At 71.4% G+C, this 16,411-nt stretch carries 12 protein-coding genes; 9 read left to right on the top strand and 3 right to left on the bottom strand.

Annotated features, from left to right (window positions below; translation table 11 throughout):
* Nucleotides 1-2 precede the first annotated feature (2 nt).
* The 3 genes from J2X21_RS07725 to J2X21_RS07715 are packed head-to-tail and all read right to left on the bottom strand — an operon-like array spanning nucleotide 3 to nucleotide 6,170.
* Entirely contained in the window at nucleotides 3-3,764 is a 3,762-nt protein-coding gene (locus J2X21_RS07725) for a response regulator (protein ID WP_310327239.1), read from the bottom strand.
* 5 nt (nucleotides 3,765-3,769) lie between these two features.
* Nucleotides 3,770-4,999, bottom strand: a complete 1,230-nt coding sequence (locus J2X21_RS07720) for an urea ABC transporter substrate-binding protein (RefSeq protein ID WP_310326876.1) — start codon at nucleotides 4,997-4,999, stop codon at nucleotides 3,770-3,772.
* A gap of 4 nt (nucleotides 5,000-5,003) precedes the next feature.
* Complete coding sequence (locus J2X21_RS07715) at nucleotides 5,004-6,170, bottom strand: response regulator (RefSeq protein ID WP_310326874.1); 1,167 nt, start codon at nucleotides 6,168-6,170, stop codon at nucleotides 5,004-5,006.
* A 138-nt stretch (nucleotides 6,171-6,308) separates the two neighbouring features.
* Between J2X21_RS07715 and J2X21_RS07710 the strand changes: the two genes are divergently transcribed.
* The 9 genes from J2X21_RS07710 to J2X21_RS07670 are packed head-to-tail and all read left to right on the top strand — an operon-like array spanning nucleotide 6,309 to nucleotide 16,409.
* Nucleotides 6,309-8,600 (top strand): response regulator, encoded by a 2,292-nt coding sequence (locus J2X21_RS07710; protein WP_310326871.1) that lies wholly within the window; start codon nucleotides 6,309-6,311, stop codon nucleotides 8,598-8,600.
* Complete coding sequence (locus J2X21_RS07705; RefSeq protein ID WP_310326868.1) at nucleotides 8,600-10,600, top strand: hybrid sensor histidine kinase/response regulator; 2,001 nt, start codon at nucleotides 8,600-8,602, stop codon at nucleotides 10,598-10,600. Before J2X21_RS07710 ends, J2X21_RS07705 begins: the two co-directional genes overlap by 1 nt.
* On the top strand, nucleotides 10,597-11,712 hold the full coding sequence (locus tag J2X21_RS07700; RefSeq protein WP_310326866.1) for an HD-GYP domain-containing protein: 1,116 nt from the start codon (nucleotides 10,597-10,599) through the stop codon (nucleotides 11,710-11,712). The genes J2X21_RS07705 and J2X21_RS07700 overlap by 4 nt, the downstream gene beginning before the upstream one ends.
* Nucleotides 11,713-11,737: 25 nt before the next feature.
* Nucleotides 11,738-12,475 (top strand): sulfurtransferase, encoded by a 738-nt coding sequence (locus J2X21_RS07695; RefSeq protein ID WP_310326864.1) that lies wholly within the window; start codon nucleotides 11,738-11,740, stop codon nucleotides 12,473-12,475.
* Nucleotides 12,472-13,437, top strand: coding sequence for an alpha/beta fold hydrolase (locus J2X21_RS07690; RefSeq protein ID WP_310326862.1), 966 nt, complete (start codon nucleotides 12,472-12,474; stop codon nucleotides 13,435-13,437). The genes J2X21_RS07695 and J2X21_RS07690 overlap by 4 nt, the downstream gene beginning before the upstream one ends.
* Nucleotides 13,438-13,469: 32 nt before the next feature.
* Nucleotides 13,470-14,252, top strand: a complete 783-nt coding sequence (locus J2X21_RS07685; protein WP_310326860.1) for an ABC transporter substrate-binding protein — start codon at nucleotides 13,470-13,472, stop codon at nucleotides 14,250-14,252.
* Nucleotides 14,252-15,031, top strand: a complete 780-nt coding sequence (locus tag J2X21_RS07680; RefSeq protein ID WP_310326857.1) for a transporter substrate-binding domain-containing protein — start codon at nucleotides 14,252-14,254, stop codon at nucleotides 15,029-15,031. The genes J2X21_RS07685 and J2X21_RS07680 overlap by 1 nt, the downstream gene beginning before the upstream one ends.
* A gap of 2 nt (nucleotides 15,032-15,033) precedes the next feature.
* Entirely contained in the window at nucleotides 15,034-15,726 is a 693-nt protein-coding gene (locus J2X21_RS07675; protein ID WP_310326855.1) for an ABC transporter permease, read from the top strand.
* Nucleotides 15,723-16,409, top strand: coding sequence for an ABC transporter permease (locus tag J2X21_RS07670; RefSeq protein ID WP_310326853.1), 687 nt, complete (start codon nucleotides 15,723-15,725; stop codon nucleotides 16,407-16,409). Before J2X21_RS07675 ends, J2X21_RS07670 begins: the two co-directional genes overlap by 4 nt.
* Nucleotides 16,410-16,411: the final 2 nt, after the last annotated feature.

The following is a 16,411-nucleotide window of genomic DNA, read 5'->3' as shown; positions in this document are numbered from 1 at the left end:
CCTCAGCGGGAAGTCAGGGAAGCGATCAGCGCGTCGCAGGCCGCCAGCGCGGCGGCGAAGTCCAGCCGGGCCATTGCCGCCGTCAGCGCCGCATGGTCGGCGCCCAGGGCGGGAGCGTGGCCCGACAACTGCTCGGCCAGCGACAGCGAGCGCATGTTGCGATCGGCCAGCATCTGGCGCAGCTGCTTCAGCGTCTCCAGCGGATCGCCGCTGCCGGGTGCCGCGGCCGCAGGGGCGGCTTCGGCCGGCAGGTGCTCGCGCAGCGCAGCCAGGCTGTCGTTCAGCAAGGTCTGTACGGCGTCCAGGTCCACGGCCGCGAGCGGCCCACCGCGGCGCAGCGCCTGCTCCTGGTCGCCGCAAAGGCGGGCCAGTTGCTCCGCGCCCACGGCGCCGGCCAGCCCGCGAATCGTGTGCAGACCGCGCACGGCATCGTCGGCATGCCCATCGGCCAGCGCCTGGCGCAAACCGTCCAGCTCGACCGGCGCGTCCTGACCGAATGACACCGCCAGCCGACCGTACAAGGCCTCGCGCCCACCCAGGCGCCGCAGCGCGGCGGGCCGGTCCAGCAGCGGCGCGGCCGCGACGGCCGGCACGGCGGGAGCCGGCGTCACCGCCGCGTCCACGCGCCCCACATGCCGGCGCAGGCAGTTCACCAGTTGCTCCAGCTCCACCGGCTTGGCGATGTGGTCGCGCATGCCGGCGGCCAGGCAGGCCTGGCGGTCGGATTCCATCGCATTGGCCGTCATCGCGATGACCAGGCTGTCCGGCCGCCTTTCCAGCACGCGCTGCGTGGCCTCGAAGCCGTCGATGTCGGGCATCTGCAGGTCCATCAGGATGGCGTCGAACGGCGGCTCGGTGACCAGCGCCAGGTGGGCCCCCTCCACGCCGCCGCCGGCCAGCGTGACGATGGCGCCTTCGTCCTCCAGCAGCTCCTGCGCGACCTGCTGGTTGAAGCCGTTGTCCTCCACCACCAGCAGCCGCATGCCGGCCAGCCGCTGCTCGCCGCCCTCGGCACGCGGCCCGCGTGGCGCGCCGGCCGTGGCCTCGGCGACCGCGTCCTGCAGCATGGACGCCGTGACCGGCTTGACCAGGTAGCCGCCCAGGCTCTGGATCTCCTGCTCGCTGCGCTCGGCCAGCAGTTCACGGCCGTGGGCCGTCACCATGATGATGACGGGCGCGTCGGATTCGTGGCTGTCGCGGATGCGGCGCGAGGTTTCCCAGCCGTCCAGCCCCGGCATGCGCCAGTCCATCAGGATCAGCTCATAGTGCGGCTCGCCGCGCAGCGCCGCCTCGTGAACTACGTCCAGCGCCTGCTCGCCGCTGCCGGCCAGATCGCAGTCCCATCCCAGGCTCTCGCCCAGGCCTTGCAGCACCTCGCGCGCCATCGGGTTGTCGTCGACGATGAGCACCTTGAGACCGGGCCGCGACGGCGCGGCGTCATGCGGCTCTGCCGGCGCCTCGGGCAGCTGCAGCTCGAAGTGGAAGCGGCTGCCCTGCCCCACCTGGCTGTCCACGCGCAGTTCGCCGCCCATCAGGTCCACCAGGCGCCGGCTGATGGCCAGGCCCAGGCCGGTGCCACCGTAGCGCCGCGACGTGGACTGCTCGGCCTGGCTGAAGCCGGTGAAGATGTGCTGCAGCTTGTCGGGCGGGATGCCGATGCCGGTGTCGCTGACCTCGAAACGGATGCGCGCCTGGCCGCCGGCCTCGCCCAGCAGCTTCAGGCCCAGCACCACCTCGCCGTGCTCGGTGAACTTCAGCGCGTTGCCGGCCAGATTCAGCAGCACCTGGCGCAGGCGTGTGGTGTCGCCCACCAGCGCCGGTGGCAGCTTGGGATCGAGCTTGAACAGCACCTCGATGTCCTTGTTGCCCACGTGCGCCGACAGGATGACGGCCAGCTCGCGCATGAACTCGCTGAGCTCGAAGCGGTGCAGGTCCAGCTCCATCTTGCCGGCCTCGACCTTGGAGAAGTCCAGCACGTCGTTGATGACCGCCAGCAGCGCCTGCGCGGCCGTGCGCGCCTTGCTGGCGTAGTCGTGCTGGCGCGGGCTCAGCTCGGTGCGCAGCAGCAGGTTCAGCATGCCCAAGGCGCCGCTCATGGGCGTGCGGATCTCGTGGCTCATGTTGGCCAGGAAGTCGCTCTTGGCCTGGCTGGCCGCCTCGGCCGCCATGCGGGCGCGCACCAGGTCCACCTCGGCGCGGTGGCGCTCGGTCACGTCCACCAGCATCTGCACGACGTTGACGAGCCGGCCGCGCCGGTCGCGGATGGCGCTGGCGCTGCCGTCCACGAACAGCTCGCCGCCGCCCGGCAGCGCGAACCCGCGCTCGAAGCGCACATGCTCCAGCCGCCCCGTGGCAAGGCGCGTCAGCTCGCCGCCGTGCAGCCGGCCGCTGCGGAAGTCCGGCAGGTCGGCCAGCTTGCCGCCCTGCAACTCCTCGGCGGTGCGGCACAGCATGGCGGTCAACGCCTGGTTGGCATCCAGGATGAGGCCGTGCGCGTCGCACAGCGCGATGCCCACCTGCGCGCGCTCGAACACGCCGCGGAAGCGCTGCTCGCTGTCGTTCAGCGCGCGCGTGCGCTGCTCCACGCGCGCCTCCAGCAACTGCTTCTCGACGACCAGTTGCTCGGTCATGTGGTTGAAGTTGCGCGCCAGTTCGCGGAACTCGGCAAAGCCGCAGATGGGCGCACGCTCGTCCAGCCCGCCGCCGGCGATGCGCGCGACCGCGCTGTTCAGCATCTGCACAGGCTCCACCAGCCGGCGCCCCAGCAGCAGGCCCAGGCCCAGCGCCAGCAGCAGCGCCAGACCCAGCGCCAGCAGCAGCCGGTTGCGCAGCGCGGCGGCCGGGGCGAAAGCCTCGGCCGCGTCGATGTTGACGGCAATGCCCCAGTCCAGCGCCGGCAGCGGCCGCCACGACGACACCACCTCCACGTCCGCGTAGTTGCGCGCCAGGCCGCTGCCGCTCTCGCCGCGCAGCCCGCGCAGCGCCGGGATGACCTCGGGCGCGGTCGGGTCCAGCGTGCGCGCGAGGATGTGGGCCGGCATCGCCCGCGACTGCATGACGAAGTGCGCCTTGTCGCCGCGCCGGTGCACCAGCACGGTCTCGCCGGTCAGCGACAGGCCGGCGCGGTCGTCGGCCACGCCCAGCAGGCGGTCCAGGTCCAGCTGCAGCACGATGCTGCCCAGCACGCGGTCGTCGTCCACGACGGCCTGCACGAGGAACAGGGTCTGCCGGTCGGTGCCCGGCAGCAACAGCAGCGGCGTCAGCTGCGCGTCCAGCCGGCCCAGCGCCTGGCGGTGCGCGTCCAGCAGGCCGCTGCCCTGGAAGATGCCGTCCAGCCGCGCCAGCCCCGGGCTGGAGCCGGCCAGCGGTTTCAGCGCAAAGCTGACGCGCCCATCGGGCTGCACCAGCAGCAGGTTGAGGTATTTGCCGGTGTCGTACAGCCGCGCGAAGAAGGCCCGGCTGGACGGCGGCACGCGCGTGTCCGCCGCATCGCGCTGCTGGCGCAGCAGATCGCGCGAGTCGGCCGCCTGCGCGACCAGCTCGCCGTCGACTTGCGCCTCGTTGAGGAAGCCGTCGATCTCGGCGACCTTCTTGCGCGAGATCGCGACCAGGCCTTCGGTCACCGTCTCGCGCAGGCTGCGCTCGAAGCTCCCCAGCTGCCATAGGCCCATCAGGCCCAGCGGCACCGTGGACAGCAGCACCAGACCCAGCAGCAGCGCGGGCCCGATGCGCAGCGCCGGGCGGGTCGACTCGGCGGCAGGCACATCGATCAAGGCCTGCCCCCCGACTGCGCAACGATCTCGGCCCAGTGCTCCGTCGAGCGGAACGCCGGCCACGGTGCCGGCTTGATGTGGCGGGGCTGCTGCCAGACCTCGGCCAGCGCGCCGTCCGCCCGCACCTGGGCGATGCGCAACGGGCGCCACAGGTGGCGGGTCTGCGGGTCGACGGCGGCGAAGCCGTGCGGCGCGGCGACCGCCTGCTGCATCAGGTTGGCGTTGACGGCATCGGTCTGCTCGTTGTTGACCTCGGTCACCGCGGCGGCCCACAGCCGCACGGCGACATAGGCCGACACGGCCGGGTCGCTGGCCTGGGCCTTGTCGCCCTGGCTGCGCCGCAGCCGCGCGAGGAAGCGTTCGTTGGCCGGCCCCGGCAGCGACTGCAGATAGGCCCAGGCGGTGAAGTGCCGGTCCAGCCGGCCGCCGCCGTAGGCCTTCATCTCGGGTTCGGCGGCCGTGAACGACAGCAGCGGCAGGTCGGTCAGCGCGGCGCCGGCCAGCGCATCGAAGAAGGCGCCGTTGCTGTCGCCGCTGAGCGTGTTGAGCACCAGGTCGGGCTGCAGCTCGGCCAGGTCGCGCACGACCGCAGCGACGTCCGCTGAGCCCAGTCGCACATAGCGCTCTCCCAGCACCTGACCGCCGCGCGTCTGCACGAAGTCGCGCAGCATCGCGTTGATGCGGCGCGGGAACAGGCCGTCCGAGCCCACCAGGTAGACGCGCCGGCCGAAGCCGCTCATGGCCCAGTCGGTGGCGGGCAGCACCTGCTGGTTGGGCGTGGGCCCGGTGTAGACGATATGGGGCGAGCGCTCCATGCCCTCGTAGGCCATCGGGTAGAACAGCAGATGCCGCTGCGCCTCGACCACCGGCCTGACGGCCTGGCGGCAGGTCGAGGTCCAGCAGCCGAACAGCGCCATCGCGCCGTGCTCGCGGATCAACCGCGTGGCGGCCTGAGCGGCGGTGGCCGGATCGGCGCGCGTGTCCTCGATGCGCAGCTCCACGCGCCGGCCCAGCAGGCCGCCGTTCTCGTTGATCTCGTCCACGGCCATCTTGACCGCCGCCACCAGCGCACCCTCGCTGGTGGCCATGGGGCCGGTCAGCGCCTGCAGCAGGCCGATGACGATGGGCTCATTGGCCTGCGCGCGGGCCTGCCGCAACAGCCAGCCCCCCAGACCCAACGCCAGCAGCAGGATCAGCCCCCCCAGCAACGCGAGCCGGATGCGCATGGATTCAGCTGCTGGCGCGCCGCGCCTCGGGTGAGATCAGCGGCAGCGTCAGCCGCACGGCGGTGCCCACGCCCGGCGTGGATTCGACCTGGATCTGCCCGCCCAGCGCGAAGGTCACGAGGTTGCGCACGATGTACAGCCCCGGCTCGCTGCGGTTGGGGCCGAAGCGCGTCGAGAAGAAGGGATCGAACACGCGGCCCAGCATGCCCGGCGGGATGCCTACGCCGTGGTCCTGCACAGTGATGCTGAGCTGGTCGGTGCCCACCGGCCGCACGCGGATGTGCACCTCGCCGCCGGCCTCGCGGTAGGCATGCTTCATCGCGTTCTGCACCAGCGTGCCCAGCACCTTGGCCAGCGCGCCGCGGAAGCTCAGCAGGTGCAGGTCGTCGCCGGCGTCCAGCTCGCAGCGCACCTGGTGCGACTCCAGCGCCTCCGCCAGATTGGCCACCACCTCGTGCACCAGCTCCAGCAGCGAGAAGCTGCGGCGCTGGTCGCCGAAGTTGTCGGCGGTGGACTGCAGGAAGGAGTCGACGATGGACAGCGTGCGCTGCAGGTTGGACAGCACCAGGCTGACGCTCTCCTCGCTGACGCGCAGGTGCTTGTCGAGGTCGCTGCGCTTGATGTTGCCGGCCTGGGACAGCGTGTTCAGGTGGGCCAGGTCATCCTGCAGCGTGCAGGCCGAGATCAGCGCATTGCCCAGCGGCGAGCTCAGCTCCTGCGCGATGCCCGAGATGGTGCGGCCCACGGAGGCCAGCTTGTCGCGCTGGAACAGCTCGATCTGAGAGCGCGCGAAGCTCTCGGATGCCTGCTTCAGCGCCAGCTGCGTGCGTACGCGCGCCTTCACGACCACGTCGACGAAGGGCTTGGGGATGTAGTCCACCGCGCCGTGCGCAAAGCCCTCGGCCTCGTCGTCAGCGCTGCCCTGCACGGTCACGAAGATGACCGGCACGCCCCGGGTGCGCGGATCGGCCTTGAGCCGGTCGCAGACCTCGTAGCCGCTCATCTCCGGCATCAACACGTCGAGCAGGATGAGGTCGGGCAGCTGCTGTGCGCAGAAGGCCAGCGCCTCGGCGCCGCTGGTGGCCATGGACACCTCGCAGTCGTCCGCGAGCAGCTGATAGAGCGCGTGGATGTTGGCCGGTTGGTCGTCGACGACAAGGATGAGCGGCATGGCTGCTTCAGGATAACCGCAGCACCATGCGGCATGCCAGCAGCGGGGCGGGGGCTTTCCCCAGGGCGGTTACAGCACGCGGCCCGCCATAGGTGCCCTTGTGGGCCCACATAATCAAGCGGCACAAAGCCCCTGCCCATGCCCCCGCGCCAGCTCACGCTCGCCCTCCTCTGGCTCGCCCTGGTCGCCCTGCTCGCGATGCTGGGCCTGCTGTGGCATTTGCGGGGCAGCGCCGGCTGGCCGGCCGACATCGCGCTGCTGCTGAACGTGCTGCTGTTGCCGCTGCCGCCGTGGTGCATGCACCTGCTGTGCCGCCGCCAGCAGGACAGCGAGGCCGCGCAAGCCGCCGCCGAGTCGCGCACGCGGCTGCTCGCGCAGGTCAGCCACGAGATCCGCACGCCCATGAACGCCATCATGGGCATGACGCATCTGGCGCTGCAGACCCCGCTGAGCGCCGAACAGCGCGAGCTGCTCGGCAAGACCGATGCGGCCTCGCGCTCGCTGATGCGGCTCATCAACGACGTGCTGGACATCTCCAAGATCGAGGCCGGCCAGATGCAGATGGAGTCGGCGCCGCTGCGGCTGGAGGATGTCGTCGCGCACGCCATAGCGCTGGTGCGGCCGCTGCACACGCGCACCGAGGTCCAGTGGGTCTGCGAATGGGCCGACGCGAGCCTGCTGGGCCCGCGCGGCCAGCTGCGCGGCGATGCACCGCGGCTGCAGCAGGTGCTGGTGAACCTGCTGACGCATGCGGTCAAGTTCACGCCCGCGGGCCAGGTGTTGCTGCGCCTGGCCGCCGAGGCCACCGACGACGATGGCGTGCCCCTGGTCATCACCGTGCGCGACAGCGGCATCGGCATGAGCGACGCGCAGCTCGCCGGCCTGAACCGCGACGCGTCCCCCGGCGACGCCAGCATGGCGGCACGCGCGGACGGCAGCAGCCTGGGGCTGAGCATTGCGCGCAGCCTGGTGCAGCTGATGGGCGGCCGCATGGACGTGCAGAGCCAGCCCGGGCGCGGCAGCCGCTTCGAGATCCGCATGACGCTGCCGCTGCACACGGCCATGCCGCCGCCAGCGCCTGCCCCGCACCGGCTGCTGCTGGCCGAAGCCGACGCCGACAGCTGCGAGGCCAGCCTGGCACTGCTGCGCCACCTGGGCCTGGGCGACGGCCTGGTGGCGGCCGCCAACGCCGATGCGCTGCTGGCCGCGCTGGCCTCGGCCCGCCAGGCCGGACAACTGTTCGATTGGCTGCTGCTGGATTGGCTGCTGCCGGGCCCCGGCCCCACCGGTGCCGAACTGCTGGCCCGGCTGCGCCGCGACCACCCGGCGCTGCGCGTGGCCGTGCTGATGCAGGCCGGCCAGGACGACAACCTGGCCCAGGCCCGCGTGTTCGGCGCCCGCGCGCTGTGCGCCAAGCCTCTGTTGCCGGGCGACGTGCGCCGGCTGCTGGCCGAGGCACCTGCCGCTGCGCCGGCTGGCGTCGACGGCGAATCGCTGGCCGGTCTGCGCGTGCTGCTGGTGGAGGACCACCCCATCAACCAGGAGATCGCGTTGCGCCTGCTGAACAGCCGCGGCGCCAGCGTCGACGTGGCCGCCAACGGCCAGCTGGGCCTGGAGCAGCTGCAGGCACGCGGCCCGGACGCCTACGACCTGGTGCTGATGGACTTGCAGATGCCCGTGCTGGATGGCCTGGAGGCAACGCGGCGGCTGCGCGCCCTGCCCGGCTTCGCGGACCTGCCTGTGCTGGCGATGACCGCCCACACGATGCCCGAGGAGCGCGCCCAGTGCACGGCGGCCGGCATGCAAGGCCACATCGCCAAGCCGCTGGACCTGGCCGTGCTGGTGCGCGAGCTGCAGCAGTACCGGCAACCGTCGGTGGCGGGCTCGGCGCCGGCGCTGGACCTGAATGCGGGCCTGCGCCAGTTCGCCGGGCAGACCGCGCTGTACCAGCGCACGCTGCGCGGCTTTGCCGACCAGTACGGCCCCGGCCTGCAGGCCTGGACCGCCTGGCTGGAAGGCGCCGACTGGGTGGAGCTGCGCCGCGCCGCCCACACGCTGCAGGGGCTGGCCGCTACGCTGGGCGCGCAGTCGCTGCACCGCGCGGCACTGGGGCTGGAGCGCTGCGCCGCGGCGGCCGACGCGCGGGGATCGGCACAGCAGCTGGCGCGCGTGGAAGCCGTGCTGGTGCGGCTGCTGGATGAGATCCGCGCCACGCTGCCCGAGCATTCGCAGCCGCCCACCGCGGGCGATGCCGGCGACCTCGCCGAGCTGCGCCATCTGCTGAGCCAAAGCGACAGCCGCGCTCTGGACTGGTGGCAGGCCCACGGCCGCCACAGCGGGCTGAACGCCGAGACGCGCCAGCGACTGCAGCAGGCGCTGGACGCGCTGGACTTCGATGCCGCCGCCCATGCGTTGAAGGAGTCGGCCTGATGAGCCTTCCCACGCTGGTCCTGCTCGGGCCGGTGGGCACGCGTTGGCTGTTCGGCCTCATCGTCGTGTCGGCGCTGGCCGCCTGGGGCAGCGAAACACTGCTGGGCGTCATCGAGCCCAGCGACCGCGTGGCCTACCCCTGCATCGGCGCCGCCTTCACCGTGCTGGGCCTGCTGAGCTGGCGCCAGCCGCAGCGCCTGCACCTGTGGCAGCGCTGCGGCGTCACGATGCTGGCGCTGTACTTCTGCGTCAGCCTGCTGGCCTTCACGCTGCGCGGCGACCCCGGCCCCAGCCTTTACACGCTGGGCAGCATCGCGCCTTGGAGCCTGGGTGGCCTGCTGCTGCTGTTCACGACCTGGCAGGCCCGCCAGGCGCTGCAGATCTCGCTCGCGCTGCTGGCGCTGATGGTGGTGCCGCCCACGCTGCTGCGCTTCTCGGGCCAGTCCCCCGCCTGGCTGCTGACCGCCTGGCCGCTGATCGCCAACCTGGCGCTGTGCCAGACCATGTTCTGCCTGGCGCTGTGGGGCCTGTCGCGCCAGCTCGCGCCGCTGCAGCAGCTCGCGCCGCAGGGCGACGGCCTGGCCACGGCCAGCGACCTGGTGCGCGCCCGAATGGCCGAACTGGAACGCTCGCGCGCCGCGGCGCAGGCGGCCTCGCGGGCCAAGTCCGACTTCCTGGCCAGCATCGGCCACGAGATCCGCACGCCCATGAGCACGGTGCTCGGCCAGACACGGCTGTTGCTGGCCGGCCGGCTGACCGCCGAGCAGCGCCGTCAGCTGGAGGACGTGGCCCATGCCGGCGAGGCGCTGGTGCGCCTCATCGACGGCCTGCTGGACTACGCCGACCTGGACGCCGGCCGACTGCAGCTGGCCAGCGAGCCGCTGCACCTGGAACAGCTGCTGGCCGGCGCGGTCGACGCGGTGCGCCTGCCCGCCCAGGCCCAGCAGCTGGAGCTGCTGTGCGACATCGTCAGCCCCGAACTGCTGGGCGCCGGCGGCGCGCGGCGCGGCGACGCGGCGCGGCTGACGCAGCTGCTGACCGAGCTGCTGGTCAACGCCGTCAAGTTCACGCCGGCCGGCCAGGTGCGGTTGAGCGCGCAGCTGGAGGCCGACGGCGGCTGGCGCTTCAGCGTGCGCGACAGCGGCGTGGGCATGACCACCGATCAGCTTTCGCGATTGTTCATGCCCTTCGTGCAGGCCGAGTCCGGCGCCACGCGGCGCTTCGGCGGCACCGGGCTGGGCCTGGCCATCTGCCGCGCGCTGGCCGAGCGCATGGGCGGCACGCTGACGGCGCGCAGCATGGCCGGCCGCGGCAGCGAGTTCGAGCTGCGCCTGCCGCTGCCGCCCGCACCGTGGCCCGGCTGGCCCGCCGCCACGCCGCCGCGCAGCATCGCGCTCGTGCAGGCGCCGCACAGCCCGGGCCACGAGGCCATGCTGGGGCTGCTGCGCGACCTGGCGCCTCAGGCCCGCCAGGACCTGCTGCCGCACGGAGCGGCGGCGCTGCAGCGGCTGGCCACTCACCCACCCGAGCTGCTGCTGGTGGACTGGGTGCTGCCCGACATGGACGGCTGCGCGCTGCTGGAGCGCGCCGCCCAGGCCGGCCTGGCGCGGCCGCGCCGCACGGTGCTGCTGAGCGCCTTCGACACGCCGGCGCTGCGCGAACGCGCGCTGCGCCTGGGCGCCGATGCGTTGCATGCCAAGCCACTGCTGCCGCACACGTTGCGCCGGCTGCTGGACCTGCAGCAGCCGCTGCCGGAGGCATCGCCTGCGCCGCTGCCCGCCGATGGCCCCAGCACCGATCCGGCCACGCTGATCAGCGAGCTGGACAGCCTGCTGGGCGAGGCCGACAGCCACGCGCTGACGCTGTGGGAACAACACGGCTCCGCGTTCATCGACCTGCTGCCGGGCCCGCAGGCCAAGGCACTGGCCGGCGCGATGCAGCGCGTGGACTTCGACGAGGCGCAGGCCGCGCTGCGGGGAGAGAAGGGAGAAAAGAAATGAATGCCAGCCTCCAACACACCGAGGCCCACGCCGCCGCGCAGGCCACCGTGCTGGTCGTGGACGACACGCCGGCCAACCTGACGCTGATGGCCCAGGTGCTCAAGCCCGACTACCGCGTGCAGCTGGCGGTCAGCGGCGCGAAGGCGCTGGAGATCTGCCAGCGCCAGCCGCCCGACCTCATCATCCTGGACGTCATGATGCCGGAGCTGGACGGCTACGAGGTCTGCCGCCGGCTGAAGGCCGACCCCGCCACCCGGCGCGTGCCCATCATCTTCCTGACCGCGCTGACGGACGTGGAGGACGAGAACGCCGGCTTTGCCGCCGGCGGCGCCGACTTCATCCACAAGCCTTTCAACCCGGTCACGGTGCTGGCCCGCGTGCGCACCCATCTGCAGCTCAAGCTGGCCGAGGACCGGCTGCTGCACCACAACGCGCAGCTCAGCGGCGAGCTGGAGGCGCGCCGCCGCGAGGTGGAGCGGCTGCGCGACACGACGCTGTTCGTCATGGTGGGCCTGGCCGAGTTCCGCGATGCCGACACCGGCAACCACATCCAGCGCACGCAGGAGTACGTGCGCGCGCTGGCGCGCTGGCTGGCCGCCCAGCCCGACGGTGCGGTGGACCTGAGCCTGGACGCCATCGACGAGCTGGCCAAGGCCGCGCCGCTGCACGACATCGGCAAGGTCGCCATCCCCGACGGCATCCTGCTGAAGCCGGGCCGGCTGTCGGAGGACGAATGGCGCATCATGAAGACGCATGCCGAGCAAGGCGGCGACCTGCTGCAGCGCGCCATCGACAAGCTGGGCGAGGACGCCGGCCTGATGCTGAGCTTCGGCAAGCAGATCGCCCGCCACCACCATGAAAAGTGGGACGGCAGCGGCTACCCCGACGGCCTGGCCGGCACCGACATCCCGCTGGCCGCGCGGCTGATGGCCGTGGCCGACGTCTACGACGCGCTGATCAGCCCGCGGCCCTACAAGCAGGCGATGACGCACGACGAGGCGCTGGACTACATCCGCGACGGCAGCGGCAGCCACTTCGATCCGCGCGTGGTGGAGGCGCTGGAAGCCTGCGTCGAACAAATGCAACAAATCGCCTCCCGGTGGGCGGACTGAGCGGCACGGATAATCCGGGCCGTCTATGCAGTCCGGTCACATCCTCAACATCTCCTGCTACCTGTTCGTCTCGCTGCCCGACACGGCGGCGCTGCGCGATCGCCTCGAAGCGCGGGCCCTGGCCCTGGCCCTCAAGGGCACGGTGCTGATCGCCGAGGAAGGCATCAACCTGTTCCTGGCCGGCCCCGCCGAGGCCGTCAACGCCTGGGTGGCCGAGTTGCGCGCCGACGCGCGCTTCGCGACGCTGACGCCCAAGGAGAGCTGGAGCGAGGTGCAACCGTTCCAGCGCCTGAAGGTCAAGGTCAAGCCCGAGATCATCCGCATGAACCGGCCTACCGTCCGCCCCGACCAGGCGCCGCGCGCGCCGGCCCTGGCCCCCGCCACGCTGGCGCGCTGGCTGGACCAGGGCCACGACGACGACGGCCGCGAGGTGGTCATGCTGGACACGCGCAACGGCTTCGAGGTGGACCAGGGCGCGTTCGACGGCGCCGTCGACTGGCGGCTGGACAAGTTCAGCGACTTCCCCGACGCGCTGGCGGCCCATCGCGACGAACTGGAAGGCAAGACGGTCGTCAGCTACTGCACCGGCGGCATCCGCTGCGAGAAGGCGGCCATGCTGCTGGAGGAGCAGGGGCTGATCACCTGGCAGCTGGATGGCGGCATCCTGAAGTACTTCGAGGACACCGGCGGCAAGCACTACCACGGCAACTGCTTCGTCTTCGACGACCGCCGGGGCGTCAACGCGGACCTCAGCCCGACGTGAGCGGCAGATTCAGCGACCGGGCGCTGAAGGTGGTCGGCATCCTGCTGATGCTGGCGGCGCTGGGCTTTGCCGTCAGCAAGGCGCCCGACCGCTCGCTGGACAGCCTGGTGCCGCGCTGGGCGCCGCCGCCGTCGGACTTCATCGAGCTGGACGGCCTGCTGGTGCACGTCCGCGACCAGGGCCCGGCCAGCGACCCGCTGCCGCTGGTGCTCATCCACGGCACCAGCGCCAGCCTGCACACCTGGGAGGGCTGGGCCACGGAACTCGCGCGCACGCGCCGCGTCATCAGCTTCGACCTGCCCGGCTTCGGCCTGACAGGGCCTTACCCAAATCAGGCCGACCACGACTACAGCGACGCGCGCTACGTGGCCTTCGTGCGCAACCTGCTGGCGCGGTTGGGCGTGGGCCGCGTCATCGTGGCGGGCAATTCGCTGGGCGGCGAGATCGCCTGGCAGCTGGCGCTGGCCGACCCGGCCCGCGTGGCGGGCCTGGTGCTGGTGGATGCCGCGGGCTACGACTTCGTGCCTGAATCGCTGCCGCTGGGCTTTCGCATCGCCCGCATCCCGGTGCTGCGCGAGCCCATGCGCTGGGTGCTGCCGCGCCGCGCCATCGAGGACAGCGTGCTGTCCGTCTACGGTGACCCGTCGCGCGTCAGCGCCGCGCTGGTGGACCGCTACTACGAGCTGACGTTGCGCGAAGGCAACCGCGTCGCGCTGATGCGGCGCATGGACCAGCTGGCGCCCGGCCCGGTCGAGCGCCTGCCCGAAATCAAGGTGCCCACGCTGATCCTGTGGGGCGGCAAGGACCGGCTGATCCCGCCCGTCTGGGGCGAGAAGTTCCACGCTGCCATCCCCGGCAGCCGGCTGGTGAAGTTTCCCGCGCTGGGCCATGTGCCTCAGGAGGAAGACCCGGCTGCTACCCTTGCGGCCTTGCGCGACTGGCTACCCGAGGTCGCCCGCTGAATCCGTCCCACCGTCTCACGAAGAGGTCCGACATGAAGAAAACCACCCTGTTCGCGCTGGCACTGGCCGCCGCATCGCTGGCGCAGGCCCAAGCGCCCGAATGGAAGAAGCTGCGCATCGGCGTCGAAGGCGCCTACCCGCCCTTCTCCGAGATCGGCCCCGACGGCAAGCTCAAGGGCTTCGAGATCGAGCTGGTGCAGGCCTACTGTGCCGAGATGAAGGCGCAGTGCACCCTGGTGCAGCAGGAGTTCGACGGCCTGATCCCGGCGCTGCAGTCGCGCAAGGTGGACGCCATCTTCGCCAGCGTCTCCATCACCGACGAGCGCCAGAAGGTCATCGGCTTCTCCAAGCCCTACTACAACACCCCCGCCCGCCTGGTCGCCAAGGCCGGCGTGAAGCTGGACGCCACCGCCGCCGGCCTGAAGGGCAAGAAGATCGGCGTGCAGCGCGGCACCACGCACGAGGCCTATGCGGCCGCCACGTTCAAGCAAAGCGAGATCGTCCGCTACGGCACGCAGGACCAGGTCTTCCTGGACCTGAAGAGCGGCCGCATCGACGCCACGCTGATGGACTCGCCCGCCGCCGACTTCGGCTTCCTGAAGAAGCCCGAGGGCAAGGGCTTCGCGTTCGCCAGCGCCCCCATCAACGATGACAAGATCTTCGGTGTCGGCACAGGCGTAGGCATGCGCAAGGCCGACGAGGCGACGCTGGGCAAGAAGTTCAACGCCGCCATCGACGCGCTGCAGGCCAACGGCACGTTCAAGAAGCTGGCCGACAAGTACTTCGACTACGACATCGCGCCGCGCACCAAGTGATGCGACGCCGCACGGCCCTCGCCGCCGGCCTGGCCCTGCCGGGCGCGACCCTGGCGCAGACGCCCCAGCGCCTGCGCATCGGCTTTGCCGTCGGCTACGCGCCCTTCAGCGAGGTTGGCAGCGACGGCCAGTTGAAGGGCTTCGAGGTCGACCTGGCGCAGGCGCTGTGCACACGCATGGTCCAGCAGTGCGTGCCGGTCATCCTGGACTTCGACGGCCTGGCGCCGGCGCTGCTGTCGCGCAAGATAGACGCCATCATGGCCTCCATGTCCATCACGCCGGAGCGCCAGCAACTGATGGCGTTCTCGACGCCCTACTACTTCTCGCCGGTGCGGCTGGTCATGCGCACCGACGCGCGGCTGGAGGCCAGCCCCGCGGGGTTGAAGGGCAAACGCATAGGCGTGGAGCGCGGCACCATCCATGAGCGCTTCCTGGCCGCGCAGTTCAAGGACAGCCAGGTGCTGCGCTACCCCACGCAGGACCAGGCCTTCCTGGACCTGAAGGCCGGCCGCCTGGACGCGACGCTGGTGGATGCCGTCATCGCGCAATTCGGCTTCCTGAACCGTGCGGAGGGCCGCGGCTTCGCCTTCGTCGGGCCGGACTTCGGCCGCCAGGAGCAGTTCTACGGCAAGGGCATCGGCGTGGGCATGCGCAAGGGCGACGTGGCCACGCTGGGCCGCCGCGTCGACGAGGCGCTCGCCGCGCTGCGCGGCAACGGCACGCTGAAGGCCCTGAACGACCGCTATTTCAGCTTCGACCTCGTCACCCCACCGCGCTAGACATGTTGTTGCACGGATTCCTTCCCAGCCTGCTCGAAGGCGCCACCGTCACGCTGGCCGTGGCCTTGTCGTCGCTGGCCGTCGCGGTGCTGCTGGGCCTGGCCGGCGCACTGGCCAAGCTGTCTCGCTCCCGCATCGCGCGAGGCGTGGCCGCCACCTACACGACGCTGATCCGCGGCGTGCCCGATCTGCTGCTGATGCTGCTGATCTTCTACGGCGGCCAGCTGGCGGTGAACACCATCGCCCCGATGCTGGGCCATGAGGACTACATCGACATCGACCCCTTCATCGCCGGCGTGCTGACCATCGGCTTCATCTTCGGTGCCTACCTGACCGAGGCCTTCCGCGGCGCCTTCCTGGCCGTGCCGCCGGGCCAGCGCGAGGCCGGGCTGGCCTACGGCATGAGCCCGCGCCAGGTACTGTGGCGCATCACGCTGCCGCAGATGCTGCGCCATGCGCTGCCGGGCGTGTCCAACAACTGGCTGGTGCTGATCAAGAGCACGGCCATCGTGTCGGTCATCGGCCTGTCGGACCTGATGACGCGCGGCCAGCAGGCCGCCGGCACCACGCGCGAGCCGTTCAGCTTCTACCTGGCGGTGGCGCTGATCTACCTGGTGTTCACCAGTGTGTCGGAGTTTGGCTTCGCCTGGGCGAGCAAGAAGCTCGCGATCGGCGTGAGGGAGGGCCGGCTGTGAACTTCGACGCCATCGCAGAGAACCTGCCGATGTACCTGGAAGGCGCGCTGATCACGCTGAAGCTGCTGGTGCTGTCGCTGGCCTGCGGCCTCGCGCTGGCACTGCCGCTGGCGGTCGTGCGCACCGTGTCCACGGGTTTCGCGTCGCGCGCCGTCTGGGTCTACACCTATGTGTTCCGCGGCACCCCGATGCTGGTGCAGCTGTTCCTCATCTATTACGGCCTGGCGCAGTTCGACGCGGTGCGCGACAGCTGGGCCTGGCCCTGGCTGTCGTCGGCCACCTTCTGCGCCTGGCTGACCTTCACGCTGAACACGGCGGCCTACACGACCGAGATCATCGCCGGCAGCATCCGCGCGCTGCCGGCCGGCGAGATCGAGGCCGCCAAGGCGCTGGGCATGAGCCGCGGCCTGATGCTGCGCCGCATCGTGCTGCCCGCCGCGCTGCGCCGCGCGCTGCCGGCCTACGGCAACGAGGCCATCTTCATGCTGCATGGCACGTCGCTGGCCAGCATCGTCACGCTGCTGGACCTGACCGGCGCCGCCCGCGCGATCAACGCCAAGTACTACCTCCCCTTCGAGGCCTTCATCACGGCCGGCGTCTTCTACTTCGCGCTCACGCTCAGCCTGGTCGGGCTGTTCCGATGGGCCGAGAAGCGCTGGCTCAAGCCCATGATGAGCCGCTGACC

It is taken from the genome of Roseateles asaccharophilus (genome assembly GCF_031458115.1).
GTDB lineage: Bacteria > Pseudomonadota > Gammaproteobacteria > Burkholderiales > Burkholderiaceae_C > Pelomonas > Pelomonas asaccharophilus_A.
Note: the sequence above shows the minus strand (reverse complement) of the source record. Positions and strands in the feature narration are given on the sequence as shown.

Excerpts from the sequence above, each read along its gene's own strand:
- J2X21_RS07720 (WP_310326876.1), bottom strand. The coding sequence starts at position 4,999 with ATGCGCATCCGGCTCGCGTTGCTGGGGGGGCTGATCCTGCTGCTGGCG.
- J2X21_RS07715 (WP_310326874.1), bottom strand. The coding sequence starts at position 6,170 with ATGCCGCTCATCCTTGTCGTCGACGACCAACCGGCCAACATCCACGCG.
- J2X21_RS07710 (WP_310326871.1), top strand. The coding sequence starts at position 6,309 with ATGCCCCCGCGCCAGCTCACGCTCGCCCTCCTCTGGCTCGCCCTGGTC.
- J2X21_RS07705 (WP_310326868.1), top strand. The coding sequence starts at position 8,600 with ATGAGCCTTCCCACGCTGGTCCTGCTCGGGCCGGTGGGCACGCGTTGG.
- J2X21_RS07700 (WP_310326866.1), top strand. The coding sequence starts at position 10,597 with ATGAATGCCAGCCTCCAACACACCGAGGCCCACGCCGCCGCGCAGGCC.
- J2X21_RS07695 (WP_310326864.1), top strand. The coding sequence starts at position 11,738 with ATGCAGTCCGGTCACATCCTCAACATCTCCTGCTACCTGTTCGTCTCG.
- J2X21_RS07685 (WP_310326860.1), top strand. The coding sequence starts at position 13,470 with ATGAAGAAAACCACCCTGTTCGCGCTGGCACTGGCCGCCGCATCGCTG.
- J2X21_RS07680 (WP_310326857.1), top strand. The coding sequence starts at position 14,252 with ATGCGACGCCGCACGGCCCTCGCCGCCGGCCTGGCCCTGCCGGGCGCG.
- J2X21_RS07675 (WP_310326855.1), top strand. The coding sequence starts at position 15,034 with ATGTTGTTGCACGGATTCCTTCCCAGCCTGCTCGAAGGCGCCACCGTC.